A 20,174-nucleotide genomic window follows, 5' to 3' on the forward strand; every position below is an offset into this window, starting at 1 on the left:
GCGTGTCGATCCGACAGCCGATCGCTGCCACACCACCCTCTTCACGTCCGGAGGTCTGCCTTGCCGACATCACCCGCACCCCGATTCGAGCGGTTCGTCGCCATGGGAGACAGTCAGACCGAAGGTCTGTGGGACGGTGACGACGAGACCGGTGTGCGCGGCTGGGCGGATCGTTTCGCCGAGCGGCTGGCCCGGGACAACCCGGATATCGGGTACGCCAATCTCGCGGTCCGCGGCCGCCGCGTCGCCGAGGTCCGGGACAAGCAACTCGACGCGGCACTGGCCATGCAACCCGATGTGGTCGGCATCTGCGCGGGCATGAACGATGTGACCGCGCCCGGCAGCGACTTCGGCGCGGCGCTGGATGTCATGGAGGAGCTGTACGCGAAACTCAGCGCAAGCGGTGCGACGGTCGTCACGACGACCTTCCCGGACGCCCGTCGCATCGTCCCGCTCGCCGCGCGCCTCATCGGCCCGCGCATGGATCTGGTCAACGAGCGAATCCGCTTGTGCGCCAACAGATACAACCTGCGTCTGGTCGACCTCTACGCCGCCGAATCGATGGCCGACCTGCGGATGTGGAGTCCGGACCGATTACACGGCTCGCCCGAGGGCCACAACCGGTTCGCCCTGGCCGCGGCGCAAGCCCTCGGCCTCGACGGCGCGGACGACAGCTGGACCGTCCCCCCGCCCAATACCGAAAAGCACCGCGCCGGTGGCACTTTCGGTGAACTCGCCTGGGTGGCGGCCACCGTCCGCCCCTGGCTGTGGCGTCGCCTGCGCGGCACGTCCACCGGTGCCGGTCGCGCGGCCAAACGCCCGGAACCGCGGCCGCTCGAACACTGACCCCCGACGCCGCTCACCAGGCCCGCGGCAGTGCGCTATCCGGTTGTGCGGTGACCGCCGACAGGTACGCTCGATTCGGTGGAATGGAGCTTCCGTACGGCTGAAGAACTCGCCGCAGCGCTGCGCGCCGGTGAGGTGACCTCGGTGGAACTGACCGACGAGGCGATCGCTCGAATCGAGCGGGACGACAAGGACATCAACGCGATCTGCATGCCGGATTTCGATCGGGCACGAGACGCGGCGCGCGAGGCCGACCGGGCACGCGCCCGTGGTGAGGATCGGCCGCTGCTCGGAATTCCGGTGACGGTCAAGGAGTCCTACAACATCGCCGGACTGCCCACGACCTGGGGCATGCCGCAGTTCGCTGATTTCCGGCCCACCGAGGACGCGGTGCAGGTGGCACGGGTCAAGGCCGCGGGCGCGGTGGTCCTCGGCAAGACCAATGTGCCGCTCATGCTGGCGGATCTGCAGAGCTTCAACGAGGTCTACGGCGCCACCAGCAATCCGTGGGATCTCGGGCGGACGCCGGGTGGCTCGTCCGGTGGATCCGCCGCGGCACTGGCCGCCGGATTCGGCGCGTTGTCCATCGGATCGGATATCGCCGGATCGCTGCGCGTCCCCGCGCACTTCTGCGGAATCTACTCGCACAAGCCAACTTTCGGTCTGGTCGCCAACCGCGGTCACGTTCCCCCGCCCGCACCGGCGCTGCCGTCGGATCGCGATCTCGGCGTCGTCGGACCGCTGGCGCGCACCGCCCGCGATCTGTCCCTGCTGCTGGATGTGATGGCCGGGCCGGACCCGCTGACACTCGGTGTCGCATACGAACTCGCGCTACGACCCGCGCGACACGAACGGCTGGGCGACTTCCGTGTCCTGGTCCTCGAGGACCATCCGATCATCCCGACCGGGTCGGCGGTGCGTGCCGCGGTCAATCGCGTCGCGGATGCGCTCGTCGCCGCCGGAGCCCGGGTGGAACGGCACAGCCCGCTGCTGCCCGACCTGGTCGAGGCCGGGACGCTCTACACCCAGCTGCTGCTGGCGAATCTCGCCTCCGGCTATCCGGACCAGGCATACGACTTCATGCGCGAGCACGCCGCGAAGCTGGATCCGGACGATCGGAGTATGGACGCGGAACGCTTGCGCGGCGCGGTATTCAGCCATCGCGACTGGGTCGCCGCCAACAATCGGCGCGAGTTGCACCGTCAGGGTTGGCGCGAGGTGTTCGGCGAATTCGACGTCGTGGTCTGCCCGATCACCCCGACACCCGCCTTCCCGCACGAGCGCGACATCGACCTGAGCACCCGCCGGATCGACATCGACGGTGTCGCATACCCGTTCGCCGATCAACTCGTCTGGCCGGGCCTGGCCACCATGCCCGGCCTGCCCGCCACCGCCATCCCCGCGGGCCGCTCTCCCGAAGGGCTCCCGGTGGGCGTACAACTCATCGGCCCGATGTTCGAGGACCGCACCCCGTTGCGCCTGGCCGAACTCCTCGAACAGGAGATCGGCGGCTTCGAGGAGCCGCACCGGTAGAGCGTTTCCCGCCGTGGCACGGCTCGACAGCGCGTGGCCACGGCGGGATGGGGGCAGGGCAGTCTCGGACCACCACGTGGCCGCCTGCCCTGGAGATCAGTTGGGGGATCTTGTCGCGGAACAGCTTTCGGCGATTCCGAATTCACTGCCGCGCAGGCATTTTCACGTATCGCACGGGGGGGACTTCCGGCATGTCGCGAGCGGGCCATGGTTGGTTACCCATCCGGGTACGCGGCCGCTCGGCGCCGATGCTGAGCATGCCTGCGGAACACCGTGCTGAACAACGGGATTGGTAACAAGTCCATCACGGAACAGTCCGGCGGGACGGATGGAATCGAATTGCTCGCAGGGGAGCGCTGTCCACTACTTCGCTGGTAGATAGCTCGAGGGGTGTAACAGACGGAGTTTCGGGGATAGACCGGTTCGAGCGAACTCCACGTGTACGGACGCTGATCGATACATGACTCGATACCCGGAATCGACGAACGTGCGCTACCGTGATGCCCGGCGTTTGCCAACATGTATGGATCTGCACGGAAGGAACCTGTCGAATGGGATTCGAAGTCAAGGGAACGATCGGCGACCACTACAACGAAGCCGGCGGCGCGTCGAGCCCCTTGGGTGAGCCGACCTCGGAGGAGCTGGACGCCCCCAACGGCGGCAAGTACCAGGAATTCACTGGCGGCGTCATCTATTTCAACCTCCCGACGGGCACCTACACCGTGTACGGCGAGATCCGCAAGGCGTGGGAGGCCGACGGCGGCGCGGGCGGCCCGCTCGGCTACCCGACCTCCGACGAGCAGGACATCGAGGGCGGCAAGATCAGCAACTTCGAGCACGGCTCGATCAGCTACTCGATTGCTGACAACGCCACGACGATCAACCGGGCCTGAGTTCCGCGCGATCGACAGGTGGGCACCGACCGATCGGTCGGTGCCCACCGTTTTGTCCGAATTCTCCTGGCAAATCATTGCGGATAGTTAGCTGGCGCGGAAGCGCGGCCGAGGTCGACAGGTTCCCCCGCCCGTGCCAAACTCGCGGTTGTCACGCCGAAACCGGCCCACCCGAGCGGATGCCGCGACGACAGCCAACGAGGGAGCAGCGTGCTCGAAACCCTGACCGTCCACACGTCCGAGCCGTACGGGGACTTCCCCTACGAATGGGTAACGGCCACTGCGGAATTCGCCGTCGATCCAGCATCGGCTGCCAACGCCCGGATCGTCGATCTCGACTCGGCCCCACGCGCCGAGGACGGACGCGTCCGGTTCGACGCGGACGTCCGGATACTGCGTCCGAAGACCGGCGGCAACGGCCGCGCCCTGCTCGCGGTGCCGAATCGCGGTATGGCCCTGGGACTTCCGTGCAATGCGCAACCCGCCCCGCCGTCCTTCGATCCGACCGCCGCACCGGCCGCGGGCGATGGTTTCCTGCTCCGGCGTGGCTGGACCATCGCGTGGTGTGGCTGGCAGTGGGACATCCGCCGGGAATGGGGTGCGGTAGGGCTGAACGCACCGGTCGCCGAGGTCGAGCCCGGCCGGCTGCGAGTCGAGTTCCGGCCCGACGCCGATCAGGCCGAACATTCCCTGAGCGACAGCGTGGCGCTGCTGAGCTTCACCGAATATCCGACCGTCGACGTGCACGATCCGGACGCCGTGCTCACCGTCCGCACCTCGCCCACGGCCGCCCCGCAGACCGTGCCCCGGTCGGCATGGCGGTTCACCGGGCCGACCACCTTCGCGGTCGACGGCGGTTTCCGCGCCTTCCACATCTACCGGTTGATTTACCGATCGGCGTTCGCGCCCGTCGCCGGCAGCGGACTGCTGGCCCTGCGCGACTTCGGCGCTCATCTGCGCGGCGAACACGAATACGTTTTCGCGCACGGCGTTTCGCAATGCGGGCGACTGCTGCGCCAGATGTTGTTCGACGGTCTCAACGTCGACGAATCCGGCGCGCGGGTCTTCGACGGCATGTTCGGTCAGATCGCCAGCGCGCGGCGCGGCGAATTCAATCAGCGATTCGCACAACCGAGCCTGACCACACCCCTGACCCCCGCCTACGGCGCGCCCCTGGACACCGCGGCGCTGCTGACCCGCCAACGCGCGATCGGCGGCACTCCGAAGATCATGTTCGTCAACAGCGCCTCGGAGTACTGGCGCGGGGATGCCGCACTGCTGCACCAGGACCCCGAAACCGGCGAGGACCTGCCCGAGGACCCCGACGCCCGCGCCCACCTGGTCTCCGGCACCGACCACATCGGCCCGGCTCCCGAGATCAAAAAGCTCATGCCCCTTGCCAATCCGCCACACGCACTGGACCCCGCACTCGTCCTGCGCGCATTGTTCGTCCAACTCGAACAGTGGGTCTGCGAAGGCCGCGAGCCCGAACCGAGCCAGGTCCCCCGCCATGCCGATGGCACCGCGACCACCCGCGAACAGGTCCTCGACCAGATCCGCGCAAGATTCCCCGACGCCGCCCTCCCCGATCCACAACACCTCCCCTGGACCCCGGTCATCGATCCAGACAGCACGGATCTACCTCTCGCACTGGGTGATCCACTCGTCGCACTCGTCTCGACCGTCGACGAGAACGGCAACGAGCTGGCCGGTATCCGCCTCCCCGACCTCGCCGCCGGAACAGCCGCCTACACCGGCTGGAACCCCCGCGCCCACGTCGACGGCCTACCCGACGTCCTCTACGAAATGCTCGGCAGCCGCCTGACTTCCGAACCTTCCGTCACCCCCGACACCGCCGCGATCCGCGCGGCCGCCCGATCCCTGATCGACAACCGCTTCCTGCTCCCCGAAGACCTCGACCAGGCCGTCACCCAGGCGGTCGACCTCACCTGACCGCAGGACAGGCGGGAGCCCTGCGGCCCACTTCACAACGGCGCGTTCGGCCACCACGTGTCGAACAGTTCCTTACCCGACACACCACCCCAGATCCCCATCTTGCAGAAACCTCTTGCCGCGCCATCGAATCGGATTTCCAGACGACCGACCTGCGTTTGATCCGAATTCTTCTCGTCGCGCCACGCGATGAAACCCGTACCCGACGGCCGCGACCAGGTGTGGGCCTCGGGGTCGCCGGCCAATGCCGCACGATCGGAGGCCGAGACCACCGACCGATCCGTATCACATTGCAGCGACACCACCACGATCGGATTCTGATCGCCACTGCAGCCGAGATACGACAATGGGGTGAGGACTTTCGTGACGGGCACAGCCGTCCCGTGTCCGTCGGACGAATGACATTGTATGCCTTGATAACCGGTCGAGTTCGGCGTCCGGGGCAGGAACTTGGGGAAGGCGTCGACGATGAACTGATACGCCTCCCACGTCGAATTGTCCACAACCGTCGGTGTATTCGTCGCATGCGCCGCGACCGGAGTCGTCCGGCCCCCATCGCGAGTGGTGATCACAGCGAACACTCCGGCCGCCGCCAACACCACCACTGCCCCGGCAGCGAGCGCGATCCGACCGGCGTGCCGACGAATTCGCCCCACCGGCTTGCCCTGCAACGCCGCGATCGCCGCTGCCGCCAGTTCTCCGCAGCTGCCGTAACGTTCGCCGGGATTCTTCGCCAGCGCGCGGGCGACGACCTCGTCCATCGCCCCCGGAACCCCCCTGGCAACCCCGGACGGGCGCGGCGGCGGCGCGGTGAGCTGGGCATGCATTATCGCTCCGGCCGAGTTGCGCGGGAAAGGCACTGTGCCGGTGAGCAACTGGTAGAGCGTGCAGCCCAACCCATAGATATCGACCCGCTGATCGATCCACTCCCCGCGAATCTGCTCGGGCGCGGCATAGGCGAGTGTCGCGGCGACCGAACCTCCCGTGGTGGCGGCGGGATCCACATCACCCGCGGTGCGGGCGATGCCGAAATCGGCGATCATCGCTCGATCCCGACCGCCGTCGCCGGGTTCGATCATGATGTTCGCCGGTTTCACATCGCGATGCAGCAATCCCGCGCGATGCGCCTGGTCCAGACCCGCTGCCGCGGCGGCGATGATCCCCACCGCGCGCTCGGGGGGCAGGCCCTGCGGCCACTGCCGCAACAATGTCGCCGCGTCATAGCCATTGACGAATCGCATAGCGATCCACAGCGTTTCGCCGTCGGCCCCGTAGTCGTAGATCGGAACGATATTGGGATGATCGAGACGACCGGCAAGTTCCGCCTCCCGGATGAACCGCGCCCGGAATTCGGGACTACCACCGCGCTCGGCGGCCAGCACCTTCAACGCGTCCCTGCGCGGCAGCCGCGGATGCTCGGCCAGATACACCGTGCCCATCGCCCCGGAGCCCAGCTTCCGCTCGATCCGGTATCCCGAAATGGTTGCACCCGAATACATTTCCGGCATCTCGCCCTACCGATTCCGTACCAGCAGTGCATATTGCGCCGCGGCGCGCTGCACCACCAGCTGCTCGGTGCCGCCGTACACATTCGCCACGTACCGGCCGTCCAATACGAAGCAATTGAATTTCAGAGCGCGGTCGTAGTCCGGATCGCCGAACTCGCGGATCCGGCCACACACCGCATCGGGCACATGTGCCGGCCCCGGGATGGGATCATCGGTACTCGCCGCGGCTTTGCGCCGCCGCTCCAGAAAACTCCGCGCGTCGACGGCATTCGGGTACCTGACCAGAAACCGTGTATCGATCCCCGCCATCGCGTCGGGACGCGTCGCGGAACGTTTTCCGGGCTCTCGCTGGTCCGGCCGCACGACCTGATCGATGCCGTTGGGCCCGTAGATGATCCCGCTGGTGTGCCGGAAGCCTCCCCAACCCGCGACCTGATTGTTGTCGATCAGAACCGATGACGGGTACGGCCATAGACCGGGATCCGCAGGCAGCATGCGCCGCAGCATCGCGTCGCGATCCAGCGGCAGAGTGGTGAGGCTGTCCGACGGTGTGGGCGTGAACCGGTCCAGCATCGGCAATTCGATGCCGAACGCGGCGGTGGCCAGGGCGGTCATCGCATTGATGTCGGTGGTCGGATACATGATGTACATGGTCACCACGAAGGGGCCGTGTGCGAGCGTCGCGGCGAGAGTCGGTACCGAGGGGCGCCAATGCGCGTGCGCATCGGCATATTTCGACAATGGCACCGAGACGTTGTCAGCACTGATCGTGAAATCGACCGAATCGATGTCCTGCGCGGCGGCACGGGCGCTGTCGTCGTCGGGAAACTCCAGCACCGACAGGCGCAGCGCCCGGGTCTGCCCGAGTGTCGGCCTGTTGTGCACAGCGTCATCCATGCCGCCGGTGCTGAACGCGGTCACCAGACGGTGCGCCTGCAACGTGGGCGCGACCGTCTTGGCGAGAATTCCGACCAGATCCCGGGGGGTGGGCAGCGTCGCGGCATCGCCGTATCGCAGCGCGGCATCGATGTCGCCGGGCACGGCCACGGCTTCGGCCAGCCGCGCAGCCTCCAATACCCGGCCGTAGCGCTCATCGGTATCCGGCGGCTGCGGCACGGATTCGGTACCGAAGACCCCGACGTCCAGAGCTGTCAGATCAGGGGTCTGCGGCCCGGCCCGTCCGGGCACCGTGCACCCGCACAGCAGCACCGCGATCAGCAGGATCGCACCCGCGATGGGAGCCACGGTTCGCGGCGTTCGGCGGTCACAGCGGCGCACTCGGCCACCACCTGTCGTGCAGCGATTGCCCGGTCTCGGTGCCGCTGGTCACTCGCACCCCGCAGAACGATCGTTTCGGGTCCTCGAATCCGATATCCAAGCGGCCGTAGGATTTGCCGGTCGCATCACTCCAATCGCTCCACAGGATCCGGCCGCCTCCCGACGATCGCTTCCAACGCTCCTCCCCGCGCAGGATCACATTCCCGGTCGGTCTCGTGGCCGAGATGGGCATGCGCGCGGGAACGCACTGCACGAGCACCTCGAACACCGGATCGTCCTGGCCGTAGCATTCCAGCGCACCAACGACCGGTGTCACGTCGAAGGAGATCTTCGAATCGTCCTCGGCCTGCGCTCGGCACCAGATGCCCTGGTATCCGGCGCTGATCGGCATGTGCGGCAACAGTTTCGGGAACGCGTTCACGATATATCCATACGTCCCCCACCCTTCGGAATAGTCGAGCGTCGGCGCGGGCGCCGACACTACCTGCGGCGCAGCACGATCCGGTGCCAGCGCCCAGACCGTCGCGGCCACGGCGACCAATGCGATCACCACCCCGATCGCCGCGATCGCCAACCCCCGCCGACGCCGACGCGGCGGTTCACTCTCCGTCGTCCCGCACAACGCCGCCCACGCCGCCGCGGCGAGTTCACCGCAGCTCCGATACCGATCATCGGGCTTCTTCGCCATTGCCCGCGCGACGACCTCGTCCAATTGCGGTGGCAGCGCGGGATTGAGCGCGCTGGGCCGAGGCGGCGGGTCGATCAGATGCGCCGCCATCACCGCCGCCGCCGTCGGCCGCGGGAACGGTGTACTGCCGGTGAGCATGTGAAACAGCGTGCAGCCCAACGCGTAGACGTCGACCCGATGATCGATTCGCCCCGCCTCGATCTGTTCCGGCGCAGCGTAGGAGAGCGTTGCCAGTACCTCTCCCGCGGCGGTCAGCACCGTGGATTCCTCAGCGGCCCTGGCGATTCCGAAGTCGGTGACCAGCACCCGATCCGCTCGCCCCGGTACGGCCGAGACCAGGATGTTGGCCGGTTTCACGTCGCGATGCAGCAGCCCGGCGGCATGGGCGGCATCGAGCCCGCGTGCCGCCTCGCCGACGATCCGCACCGCGCGATCCGGCGGCAGCACATTCGGCCCCGCCCGCAGCAGCTGCGTCACATCGCTGCCCTCGACGTACTGCATGGTTATCCACAACACGCCGTCCTCGACCCCCCGGTCGTAGACCTCGACGATATTGGGATGCGATACCCGCGAAGCCAATTCCGCCTCGCGCAGAAATCTGGCCCGGAATTCCGGATCGGCGCTGGGCCCTTCGGCCAGCACCTTCAACGCCACCAGGCGCTGCAGCCGAGGATGCTGCACCAGATATACCGCGCCCATACCGCCCGCTCCGAGTTCCCGGACGACGCGATATCCCGCGAACACCTCGCCACTGCGCAGCACCCCGCCGACCTCCCAGACTCGACAACGCGCCGCATCCTCCGTACTGCCACGCTGAATGGGCAGTATGCCCACCCACTCTCCCTGCGGCAACCGCGATTCCCGCGCCGTTCACACCCACCACACCACTGCGGACCCGCGCTCGAAATCCCGATCGACCCGGCCCCGGCCCGGCTCCGACCCAAGCCCGTTGGTGAAACGAAATGGTCGATCCGTATCAGTCGATACGGTCACTCCTGGACAGCGAGAACAACCGCCCGGGTGGCGGTGTCGGCGACTTGTTCGTCGGTCAGGTTGCTGTGCGCGAGCAGGACGTGCGACAGGACGATGCGGACCACGACCTCGGCGGCCTGAACGGGGGTCAGGGCCAGGACGGCGTCGGCGCGGGCGGCAATCAGCGGAGCAGCCAGGGCGGCGACGGTCTCGACCAGATTGAGTTCGGATCTGCCGTGCGCGATGGCGACGTTGATCAGCCAGTCCGGTTCGTGATTGCGGATGTACCCGAAAGCGGCGTGTCCACGCAGGTAGCCGAGCGCGAAAAGCGTGACGGCGTGGACGATTCGGCCGGGCGGGGCGAACAGGTCCAGTTCGGTGTAGGCGGCGGTGATCATCTTGACCACCTCGCCGCGACCGATGGCAGCGATCAGGCCGTCCTTGTCGCCGAACTCGCGGTAGGCCGTCGCACGGGAAACTCCCGCGCGTTCCGCGACGCCGCCGATGGTCAGAGCGCCCAGACCGCTCTCGGCGATCAACTCGAGCGCCGCGTCGTGCAGCGTCTCCGAGGATCGAGTCGGTGAGGTCATGCCTATTTTTCTACCTGCACGCCGCGACCGGCCGTGCGCGAACCGGCAGACAATGGTTGCGACAACCAACTAACTGAGACTATTCTGCGATCCAGTATCAGTAACCGGAGGTCTCGCACACCCCGGCTGCGCCACGACGACGCCGGAGGACACCGATGACCGAACGCGGACAGGCTCATCCGGCGGACAAGCGACGCGGACATGCCGTGGTCCTGGGCGCGAGCATGGCCGGACTGCTCACCGCGCGGGTGCTGAGCGAGAGCTTCGCCTCGGTGACCGTGCTCGAACGCGGCGATCTCGCCGAGCCCGGCGACCGCCGCGGAGTGCCGCAGGGCCGGCATGTGCACGCCCTGCTCGCGCGCGGCGAACGCATTCTGGCCGAACTGTTTCCGGGTATCACCGACGAATTGCTCGCCGACGGCGCGGTGCAATGCCGCTCGCTGACCGAGATGCGGATGAGCATCGCCGGATACACGCTGTCGCAATCCGACGCCGGATACTCCCTGTTGCAGGCCAGCCGCCCGTTCCTGGAATGGCGTGTGCGACAACGTGTCCGCGCCCTGCCCAACGTCGAGATCCAGGACCGTTGCACAGTGCTGAACCCGCTGACCGACCCCGCGCGAACCCGCGTCACCGGAGTTCTGGCGAAACCGGAGAACAGCGACCACCCGAACGAGATATTCGCCGATCTGGTGGTGAGCTGCCTGGGCAGGCACGGCCCGATCATCGACTGGCTCACCGCAATCGACTATCCGCGGCCCGCCGAGGAGGGCGTACGCATCGACATGATGTACGCCAGCCGCTACATCCGGCTGCCGGACCATGCGGCCACACACCTGCGCGGCGACAAGGAGATCGTCGTCGCGAACCAGGATCCCGCACGCGGCCTGGCCCTGTTCGCGGTCGAGGATGGCCGGCACATCCTGACCCTGATCGGCTACGGCGCGGACCATCCCCCGACCGACTCGGACGGGTTCTGGCGATTCGCCTCCTCGGTCGCACCGCCGGACGTCGCCCAGGCACTGCTGTCGGCGGAATCGCTGACCGGCATCAGCACCTACCGCTACCCGGCCAATCAACGCCGTCGCTACGAGCGCCTGTCCCGATTCCCGGACGGACTGCTCGTGCTCGGCGACGCGGTGTGCAGCTTCAGTCCGGCGTTCGGACAGGGCATGTCGGTCTCGGCACTGCAGGCGATGCAGTTGCGCGACGTACTCGCCGCGGGCGATCACGATCTCGCACGCAGGTTCTTCCGCGCCGCGGCCCACGTCATCGATGATCCCTGGCTGATCACCCGTCTGTTCGACCTCGCGATGCCGCACGTCGACGCCAAGGGGCAGGTGCCGATCCAGCTGCTGGGCCTGGCCGCGCGCACGGCGATGGCCATCGGCGCACGAGATGCGACTGTGGGACAACAGATCTCACGCATCGCGGGCCTGCTCGACCGTCCATTGGCGGTGGCCCGGCCGACTCTGCTGACCCGGATCGCCGCGAACGCGGGCGTGGTCGGGCTGAATCTGCTGCGCGAGGTCGCGGTATCCGGCCGTCCGGAAAGAGTCAGCGGATTCGGCCCGATCCCGCTGACTCCCGCACACGGTTTCCACCCGCTCCCGGTCCGCGCGGTCGAACGCGACACCGGCGACAGCGTGCTGATCGAATTCGAGGTTCCCGATCGGCTCGCGGACCGATTCGGCTACACCGCCGGACAGCACGTCGTCATCCGCGGCACCGCCGACGGGCAGCCGATCCGGCGCAGTTACTCGCTGTGCGACGCACCCGATGCGGGCCGGTTGCGCATCGCGGTGAAGCGGCAGGACGGCGGCCTGTTCTCCGAATACGCACTCGAACGCCTCGCCGCGGGAACGGTTCTGCACGTCGGCGAACCGGCGGGCGCGTTCACCGCGCACACCGATCCGGGCGCGGCCGAGCACCACGCCGCCGTCGCGGCGGGCAGCGGGATCACCCCGATCGCCGCGATCGCCGCCGCCGTCCTGGCGAACGATCCACACAGCCGCTTCACCCTGTATCACGCCAGCCGCGACAGCACCGCGATCATGCTCGGCGACCTGCTCGGCACACTGACCGCCCGGTTTCCCGGACGATTACGGATCGTCCACCACCTGTCCCGCCAAACCGGCACACCGCTCCCCCCGGCCACCCCCGGCATCGATTACCGCCACGGCCGCATGGACATTCACGAACTGCCCGCCCTCGACGCGGACCACTGGTACCTGTGCGGACCCGACTCCCTGCTCTCGACCGCTCGTGCGGAACTCCTGGCGGGCGGCATCGCCGCGTCGCGCGTATATACGGAGCGTTTCCGGACCCGCGAGCCCGAACCTGTCGCCCCGCAGCCGGATCGGCCGACGTGCACGGTCACCCTCACCGGCCACGGCGAGGATCTGGTGTTCACCATGCCCCAGGGCGACCACATCCTCGACGCCGCGCTCACCCATCGCGAGGACCTGCCCTACTCCTGTCTCGGCGGATCGTGCGGAACCTGCATCGCCACAGTGCGATCCGGCACGGTACAGATGGACGAGGATCCGATGACGGCCCTCACCGCGGCCGAAATCGCCGACGGAGCGGTGCTGACCTGCCGAAGCGTGCCCGAATCCGCCGCGGTCACGCTGCGATTCGGTCGTTGAGCCCGGAGTGACCCGGACCGCATTCGGCCGCCTTTTGCTCAGGAGGTCTTGCATATGTACTTGCATCCGCTGTTACACTGTGGATCTTCAGTAAGTACGTGTCAGGTTGCGCCCCAAGGGATTCAGCGGTACCGGCGATATGGCGAAAAAGGTTCATCTGCAGTTGCGATTCCCACTCGGGGGAGCGGTGCTGGACTACCGTGCCGAGAGATCGGTGGCACACCGGGTGGCCGCCGAGTTGAGCCGACACGGCGTCGACGTATCCATCGACGACAACCTCCGCACCGGCCTGGCCGACCTGCCACACGAGGAACTCTGGGCGGTATAATCCCTGGTCAGCAGGCTTTTCCCAGGGTCGGCAATATTCCAGCGCCACAATGGTTGTGCAGATGCGTTTTCGAATGTTCTTGCACCGGTACAATTTTCGCAAACTTCGCGGGAATGTGACACCATACCCAACAGCATGCTCATCGCCGGTGTTGACGCGAGCGTGCTCCGCGCCTCAACCGCACCCCGCGCATCTCTCCAGCCAGGAGTCACCTGCCACATGCAGCACGCCGCACCCGCCCCAGGCTCCCGAATGCCGAATACGCAGCGCCTCGCCGATCTACTGTCCGTGATTCGCGCCGAGGAGAAACTCCTGCGTGAGCTCGGCAGCGAGGTGGCCGCCATCGCGATCGGCACCGCGCCGAATCTGCCCGGCGCCCGCCCGGCACAGCGCGGCTCGCGCCCCGATCTGCGCATCGGCCGACCCGACGATTTCCTCTGGGAATGGTACGGATTCCCCTGAGCCACACCGAGAGCTGCGAAGGATCGCGAGCCCGGACCGATCACGTATTCGCACGCGGCGCGTGATTCGGACCCGCACCGCTGATGGCGACGGATTGTTATTCTGGTCATGATGTCAGGAGATGCGGTGTCGGATAAACGACCAGCACCCGAGGGGATCGACCCGACCAAACCGAATACCGCCCGGATGTTCGACTATCTGCTGGGCGGTAAGGACAACTACAAGGCCGACCGGGAAGCCGCCCTGCGACTGCTTGAGATCGCGCCGGAGACCAGGACGCTGGCCTGGTTCAGTCGCCGATTCCTCACCGGCGCGGCCGAACTGGCCGCACAGGCGGGCGTGCGGCAGTTCCTCGATATCGGCGCGGGCATTCCCACCTCGCCGAGCGTCTACGAGACGGTGTCCGCGGTGGACCCGGACGTCCGGGTCGCCTCGGTCGATTTCGACCCGGTCGTCTACCGGCACACCGACGCCATGGTGGGCAGCACGCCCGCGGTCACGGCGATGCTCGGCGACTTCCGCCACCCGGACGACCTGATCGAACGGTTGCGCACCGAGGCCGGGATCGATTTCGACCGACCGGTCGCCCTGCTGCTGGTCGGCATCCTGCATTTCGTGATGGACGACGAACGCCCGGCCGAGTTGATCGCGCGGTTCCGCGAGGTGATGGCCCCGGGCAGCTATCTGGTCTTCACCCACGGTTCCACCGACAGCGACGACGAGTTGATCGGCCGGACCGCGCGCGCCACCGACGGCACGACCGCCCAGTGCGCCTACCGTTCCCGGTCCGAAGTGGAGAAACTGTTCGACGGTTTCGAGATGCTCGATCCGGGCGTGGCGCCGATTCAGCAGTGGATCGGCAACGATCTGCCGCCCACGACGCTGGTCATGCTCGGCGGCGTGTGCCACATACCCGCGGGGTAGGAGATCACTCCACCCCGGTGAGAGCCAGGGCCCGCGCCATGTGCGCGTCGGCCAACGGGCGCGAGTCGCGGCCCAGCCCGCACGGACTGGCCACCGCGTCCACCGGACGACCCAGCGCCTGTTCGATCATGTGCAGCGTGCGCGTCTGCTCGGCCTCGTCCGGACTCTCGTGGACGAATCCGGCGTAGAACGCGGTCCCCTCGCCCAGCGCCAGATCGGCCAGGGGCGCATAGAATTCCGGATCGCCCGAAGGCGGATTGCTCACTCCCGCCAGCGGTCCGTGCAGGAATTCCAATGTGCGGCCCGCGGGCCAGTGCCGGACGACGGCGTTGGCCAGATCCACCACCGGCCGGGCGCTGCGCAGTACCGCGCCGGTCCGATTTCCGCGGCTGCCCAGACACAGATGCACCCCGAACCGGGTGCCCTCGGGTGCGGCCGCGGCCAGCGCGCCGATCCCCCGGCTCAGCCCCAATGCGGCGTCGACCATGCGGTGCGAGGGATATGCCTTGGTCATGAGCACCAGCTCGGCCGGCGCCTCGAGCTGCACGATGACCTTCCCCGCGGTCAGTTCCACGACGGCCTCGATCTCGCGCACGGTGGCCTCGGTGAACACCCGCCGATGCGAGCGGGCCCCGGACAGACCCATGGCGATGAACCCCAGGGTGAAATCGGTCGGCATCCCGATCTGCAGGATCGGATCGGTCCCCGCGGCCGACTCGCACAACTCCGCGAAGATCGGCAGTGCCTCCTCGGTCTCCCGCAGATATCCCAGATCCATTGTGCTGGTAGGCGACTCGGCCTGACGTGCGAGGCGGTGCACGGGCCGGCGACTCATCCCGGGCAGCACCGGACGCTTGGCCTCGAGCACACCCTGATCCACCAGCCCCTCGATGATCGGCAGGATGTAGAACTCGTGCCGCCGAACCTCACCGGTAGGCAGCGTGCGCAGGCGTCCACCGGTCCCCTCCAACATCGCGCGCATCGCTTCTTCGGTGCTCTCGGCCGGGAAACTACCGACCAGGTGCACGGCTCTCTCAGCCATGTCCGCATCCTAACGGCAATCGCAGGCGATTCGCCCGTTCGGGCGTCTGTCCAGCTGTGGCACAAGGTTATCCAACCCTCACGACCCGACCGTTCCGCACACAGCGAATCGAATCCCTGACGCGTCATGCGCAATGGCGGACCGCCGACTCGCCGATGCCGGAACGCATTCCGACATGTGTTACGAAACATACTGCCGGACAGGCTTTTCCATTTCGGTTCCGTCGGTTGCCGACAATTCTCCGGAATTCTTGCGTGTCGTTGCGAGGCGCTATAGCCTCCCTGACTAATCCATTCGAACCACCAATTCACGAGGCTGCCCAGCGGAGCTCCTCGTATTCACGACAGGGAGCGCGTCGCGTGCGAGCCTCGGTGCGGACACTGGCCTTATTCGCTGCGATCGCCTTGACCTGCCTCGTCGCAGGCGTGGCCCGCGCCGACACCGGACCGGCGACCTGCCGTTCCTTCCCCATCACGGTGCCTCAGGGCCATCTCGGCGCGACGCTGTGCGCGCCCGCGGCGGCGAAAACCGTCATGGTGCTGATGTCGGGCTCCAATTACAACGGAACCTATTGGGATTTCGACTATCAGCCGCAGACCTACAACTTCCGCGAGGCGATGAACCGGGCCGGTTACGCCACGCTCGTGGTCGACCGGCTCGGTAACGGCTCGAGCACGCACCCGCCGGGCCTGTCGCTCAACGCCGAGGACACCTCCGAGCCGCTGCACGGGATCGTCCAGAGCCTGCGGCACGGTCTGGCCGGCGCGGCGCCGTTCGCGAAGGTCGTCACCGTCGGGCATTCGCTGAGCTCGGGCACGTCGGTGATGGAGGCCAGCAAATACCACGACGTGGATGCCGTTGCGCTGACCGGATATTCGCACGCGCTGAACATCTCCGAAACCCTCGGCGTGATCTCCACCTACCACCGGGCCGTGGACGATCCGGTCTTCGCGGGGCACGGCCTCGACGCCGGATACCTCACCACCCGACCGGGTTCGCGCATGCACGACTTCTTCGCGCCCGGCGACGTCGATCCGGCGGTGGTGGCCCTGGACGAGAAGACCAAGGAAGTGTTCTCGCTCACCGAATATCCCGATTCGCTGATGTCGACGCTGCCCGGCATGTCCGGCCTGATCGACGTCCCGGTGCTCATCGTCGACGGCAGCCTGGACCGATTGTCCTGCGGCGCGGGCTATTCCGTGTGCGCGTCCGCCGCGACGCTGCACGCGGCGGAGGCGCCGTACTTCGCTCCCGCCGCGAAGTTGCAGACCTTCGTGCTGCCCGGCAGCGGCCATTCGGTGAACCTCGCGCGCAACACCGGGGCATACCACGCCGCGGTCCTGAACTGGCTGAATTCGACCGTCGGACACTGATATTCGCGTACCCACCCACCGCTGAGAAGGCGAAAATCAACGCCCCCAGGAGCATTGGGCAATACTCCAGCAGATCCGCTGCGGCGGATCACCGTCCGCCGGGCGGGCACGCCGTCGGCCCTGCGGCATTGGCGCCGACCTGGGCCGGGCCGGTATGGTCGTCACCGCAAGGGGAATGCCGAGGGGATTCGATGCAACAGTTACTCAGGGTCACAGCAAAACGTCGGATATTCTCCTCGCCGCACTCGGTTTTTCGCCCGATTCGGCGTTACCATGAGCGGGTGCGGTGATGACGGCACGCACTTGCGCATGTACCGATGCGGTGTGTGCCAGTGATCGGAGAACAGCGGAGACAGCCTCATGACGGCAGAACAGGCCCGGATCGACCTCGTCACCACTCCTTTGGAGCAGCGCGGCCCCACAGCATTGCGCATCATGGTCGGCGGTCAGTTGCGCAAGCTACGCGAGGCCCGCAAGATCACCCCACAGGTCGCCGGTGAACACATCCGTGGTTCGCACGCCAAGATCAGCCGACTCGAACTCGGCCGCACGGGTTACAAGATCCGCGACGTCAACGATCTGCTGACCCTCTACGGCGTCACCGATCCGACCCAGCGGGAATCCTTCCTGCGCCTGGTCGCCATGGCCAACGAGCAGGGCTGGTGGCACGGTTACAGCGATCTGCTGCCGTCCTGGTTCGAGAACTACCTCGGCCTCGAGGGCGATGCGAAATCGATCAGAACCTATGAGGGACAACTGGTTCCGGGTCTGCTGCAGACCGACGCCTACGCCCGCGCGGTCGTCTCGCTCGCCCACGGCGAACGGGAGGTCGATCGTCGGGTGGAGCTGCGGCGCCGACGTCAGCAGATCCTGGACCTGCACGACGGCCCGACGCTGTGGGCGGTCCTGGACGAATCGGTGCTGCACCGTCCGGTCGGCGGCCGCGAGGTACTGCGCGAACAGCTCATCTACCTCGAGCAGATGTCGCACCGCACCAACGTCACCATCCAGGTCCTGCCCTACCGCGCCGGTGGTCACGCCGCGGTCGGCGGCTCGTTCACCATCCTGCGGTTCAACGAGCAGGAGATCCCGGACGTCGTCTACCTCGAGCAGATGGCCAGCGCCCTGTACCTCGACCGTCCCGACGACCTCGAGCTCTACCGCGAGGTGATGGACCGCCTCAGCATCCAGGCCGACCCACCCGGGCAGTCCCAGGAACTCCTGCGCGCCGCCGCGGCAGATCTCGCCTGAACTCATCTCGGCGAATCCTCCTGCGCGCACACCGATCTCGATGACATGGCAAGTCAGTTCGGTGCCAGGGCGGGCGCTGCGGCGGGCTCGTGCACGTTCGGGGACAGGGTCGCGGTGTAGAGCGCTTCGATGTCGGCGGCGTACTTCTCGGTGACCACTCGGCGCTTGAGTTTCATGGTGAGGGTGATCTCCTCGCCGCCCGCTTCCCAGAAGACGGGCAGGATGCGGAAGCGTTTGATCTGTTCCACCCGGGACAGGCGGTCGTTGCCCGCGGCGACCGCGGTGCGGATCGCGTGCACGATCGACGGGTCGGCGGCCAGGGCGGCAGCGGAGGCGTCGGGCAGCTCATGTTGGCGCGCATAGGATTCGGCGGCCTCGGCGTCCAGGACGATGAGGGCGGTGTTGTACGGGCGGCCCTCGCCGATGGTGGCGATCGCGCCTATCAGAGGCGCACCGGCCTTGACGCTGTTCTCGATGACCGCCGGTGACATGTTCTTGCCCGCGGCGTTGATGATCAATTCCTTCTTGCGGTCCACCACGGTGAGATAGCCGTCCGCATCGATGCTGACGATATCGCCGGTGGACAGCCAGCCCTCGGCATCGATCGCCTCGGCGGTCTGCTGTTCGAGGCCGCGATAGCCCTTCATGACCAGCGGTCCGCGCACCTGCAACTCACCGTCGGCGGCCTGACGCGCCCGCATTCCGGGCAGCAGCCGGCCGACCGTGCCGAGCCGGGCGTCGCGCGGATGGCTGACGCTGCAGATGCAGGACAGCTCCGACATACCCCAGATCTCGGTCACCGGAATGCCGAGGCCGGCGAAGAAGCCCAGCGTGCCGGGCGGAATCGGCGCGGCGCCCGACATCGCCCAGCGCACCCGGTCCAGCCCGAGCGCCGCGCGCAGTCCACGCAACACCAACTCGTCCGCGCGCGCCCATTCGGCGGCGACGTCATCGGGTACCGGCTCACCGGCCAGCTGAAAAGCGCTGCGCCGCTGCGCGACCGACAACGCCCACGCCATCGCCGCGCGGCGCTGCTCGTCCGGCTCGCCCGCGACCTTGAATTCGATTGCGGCCTTCAGCTTTTCCCACACCCGCGGCACCGCACCCCAGATGGTCGGATGCAGATCCGCCAGCGCGGGAGCGATCAGTGTGGGGTCGGACACACAGGTGACCTGGGTACCCAGCACCTCCTGCACGTACAGACCGGTGAGCCGATCGGCGATGTGCGCACTGGGCATGAACGAGGTGATGGTGTCGCCGAATTCGATGCCGAGCACCTCGGCGATCCCGTAGACCTGGAACAGGATGTTCGCGTGCGTGGTCTCCACGCCCTTGGGGTTGCCGGTGGTGCCGGAGGTGTAGATCAGCGTCGCCACATCCTCGGCGCGTACCGCCCGCCAGGCCGCCTCGAAATCGAAATCGGCTGCGCCCGAAGCGATCAACTCGTCGATCGACAACGTGCCCTCGGCGACCTGGTCCAGGCAGACGATGTGTTCGAGCCCGACCTCGGCGGCCCGCAACCGATCCACGTACTGCGGCTCGCAGATCACCACGCGCACACCGGCATTGCCCAGCACATGCGCCAACTGCGCGGGCGGGAGCGTGTTGTACACCGAGAACGACGTCGCCCCCAGATGCTGCGCGGCGACCTCCAGCGGATAGAACTCCAGCCGATTCGACATCATCAACGCGACGGTGTCGCCCGGCCGGACCCCGATCCCGGCCAGCCCCGCAGCCGACAGCCGAACCCGCCGGGCATATTCACCCCAGGTCAGCGTCTGCCCGTCCCCGGGCGTGCGCAACGCCACCGCCTCCGGCGCGCGGGCGGCGGTGTACTGGAACGCCTCGGGAAGCGTGTCGAAGCGAGATGCGCTCACGCGAAAAC

The 20,174-nt window shown here is 67.3% G+C and carries 16 protein-coding genes; 10 read left to right on the forward strand and 6 right to left on the reverse strand.

Annotation, left to right across the window (positions count from 1 at the left end; all coding sequences use genetic code 11):
* Positions 1–102: 102 nt before the first annotated feature.
* The 4 genes from K7711_RS03100 (at position 103) to K7711_RS03115 (ending at position 5,225) form a co-directional block, all read left to right on the forward strand.
* Entirely contained in the window at positions 103–846 is a 744-nt protein-coding gene (locus K7711_RS03100; RefSeq protein WP_222964649.1) for an SGNH/GDSL hydrolase family protein, read from the forward strand.
* Between the two features lie 78 nt (positions 847–924).
* Entirely contained in the window at positions 925–2,379 is a 1,455-nt protein-coding gene (locus tag K7711_RS03105) for an amidase (RefSeq protein WP_222964651.1), read from the forward strand.
* 551 nt (positions 2,380–2,930) lie between these two features.
* Positions 2,931–3,272 (forward strand): LGFP repeat-containing protein, encoded by a 342-nt coding sequence (locus tag K7711_RS03110; RefSeq protein ID WP_235746529.1) that lies wholly within the window; start codon positions 2,931–2,933, stop codon positions 3,270–3,272.
* A 210-nt stretch (positions 3,273–3,482) separates the two neighbouring features.
* The gene (locus tag K7711_RS03115) at positions 3,483–5,225 is read left to right on the forward strand and encodes an alpha/beta hydrolase domain-containing protein (protein WP_222964653.1); all 1,743 of its coding nucleotides are present in this window, start codon (positions 3,483–3,485) and stop codon (positions 5,223–5,225) included.
* 32 nt (positions 5,226–5,257) lie between these two features.
* On the opposite strand, the gene K7711_RS03120 is transcribed toward K7711_RS03115, so the two are convergent.
* The 4 genes from K7711_RS03120 to K7711_RS03135 all read right to left on the reverse strand — a co-directional run bounded on the left by K7711_RS03120 (position 5,258) and on the right by K7711_RS03135 (position 10,261).
* Positions 5,258–6,724 (reverse strand): serine/threonine-protein kinase, encoded by a 1,467-nt coding sequence (locus K7711_RS03120; protein ID WP_235746530.1) that lies wholly within the window; start codon positions 6,722–6,724, stop codon positions 5,258–5,260.
* A 15-nt stretch (positions 6,725–6,739) separates the two neighbouring features.
* On the reverse strand, positions 6,740–7,978 hold the full coding sequence (locus K7711_RS03125; protein ID WP_222964657.1) for a DUF7373 family lipoprotein: 1,239 nt from the start codon (positions 7,976–7,978) through the stop codon (positions 6,740–6,742).
* Positions 7,979–7,997: 19 nt separating this feature from the next.
* The gene (locus K7711_RS03130) at positions 7,998–9,533 is read right to left on the reverse strand and encodes a serine/threonine-protein kinase (RefSeq protein WP_308014430.1); all 1,536 of its coding nucleotides are present in this window, start codon (positions 9,531–9,533) and stop codon (positions 7,998–8,000) included.
* 155 nt (positions 9,534–9,688) lie between these two features.
* Positions 9,689–10,261, reverse strand: a complete 573-nt coding sequence (locus tag K7711_RS03135) for a TetR/AcrR family transcriptional regulator (RefSeq protein ID WP_222964659.1) — start codon at positions 10,259–10,261, stop codon at positions 9,689–9,691.
* Positions 10,262–10,416: 155 nt separating this feature from the next.
* Here K7711_RS03135 and K7711_RS03140 point away from each other — a divergent pair, with 155 nt between their 5' ends.
* From K7711_RS03140 to K7711_RS03155, 4 genes are all read left to right on the forward strand, one after another.
* Positions 10,417–12,909 (forward strand): 2Fe-2S iron-sulfur cluster-binding protein, encoded by a 2,493-nt coding sequence (locus tag K7711_RS03140; protein WP_222964661.1) that lies wholly within the window; start codon positions 10,417–10,419, stop codon positions 12,907–12,909.
* Between the two features lie 139 nt (positions 12,910–13,048).
* Positions 13,049–13,237 carry a hypothetical protein gene (locus tag K7711_RS03145; RefSeq protein ID WP_040828068.1) on the forward strand — a complete coding sequence of 63 codons (189 nt, stop codon included), beginning with the start codon at positions 13,049–13,051 and terminating at the stop codon, positions 13,235–13,237.
* Between the two features lie 252 nt (positions 13,238–13,489).
* The gene (locus tag K7711_RS03150; RefSeq protein WP_222964663.1) at positions 13,490–13,699 is read left to right on the forward strand and encodes a hypothetical protein; all 210 of its coding nucleotides are present in this window, start codon (positions 13,490–13,492) and stop codon (positions 13,697–13,699) included.
* Between the two features lie 126 nt (positions 13,700–13,825).
* On the forward strand, positions 13,826–14,623 hold the full coding sequence (locus K7711_RS03155; RefSeq protein ID WP_222964665.1) for an SAM-dependent methyltransferase: 798 nt from the start codon (positions 13,826–13,828) through the stop codon (positions 14,621–14,623).
* A 4-nt stretch (positions 14,624–14,627) separates the two neighbouring features.
* Here K7711_RS03155 and K7711_RS03160 read toward each other — a convergent pair whose 3' ends face one another.
* Entirely contained in the window at positions 14,628–15,665 is a 1,038-nt protein-coding gene (locus tag K7711_RS03160) for a hypothetical protein (RefSeq protein ID WP_222964667.1), read from the reverse strand.
* 359 nt (positions 15,666–16,024) lie between these two features.
* Here K7711_RS03160 and K7711_RS03165 point away from each other — a divergent pair, with 359 nt between their 5' ends.
* Together K7711_RS03165 and K7711_RS03170 are read left to right on the forward strand one after the other, a co-directional pair.
* Positions 16,025–17,038, forward strand: a complete 1,014-nt coding sequence (locus K7711_RS03165) for an alpha/beta hydrolase (protein ID WP_308014431.1) — start codon at positions 16,025–16,027, stop codon at positions 17,036–17,038.
* A 360-nt stretch (positions 17,039–17,398) separates the two neighbouring features.
* A complete protein-coding gene (locus K7711_RS03170; RefSeq protein ID WP_222964669.1) occupies positions 17,399–18,289 on the forward strand; it encodes a Sco1979 family transcriptional regulator in 891 nt (296 codons plus the stop codon).
* A 53-nt stretch (positions 18,290–18,342) separates the two neighbouring features.
* Here the strand turns inward: K7711_RS03170 and fadD11 are convergent, their stop codons facing one another.
* The gene (gene fadD11, locus K7711_RS03175) at positions 18,343–20,166 is read right to left on the reverse strand and encodes a fatty acid--CoA ligase FadD11 (RefSeq protein WP_222964671.1); all 1,824 of its coding nucleotides are present in this window, start codon (positions 20,164–20,166) and stop codon (positions 18,343–18,345) included.
* Between the last annotated feature and the right edge of the window lie 8 nt (positions 20,167–20,174).

Origin of the sequence: Nocardia coffeae (assembly GCF_019890715.1) — a bacterium.
GTDB classification, from domain to species: Bacteria; Actinomycetota; Actinomycetes; order Mycobacteriales; family Mycobacteriaceae; genus Nocardia; species Nocardia jiangxiensis.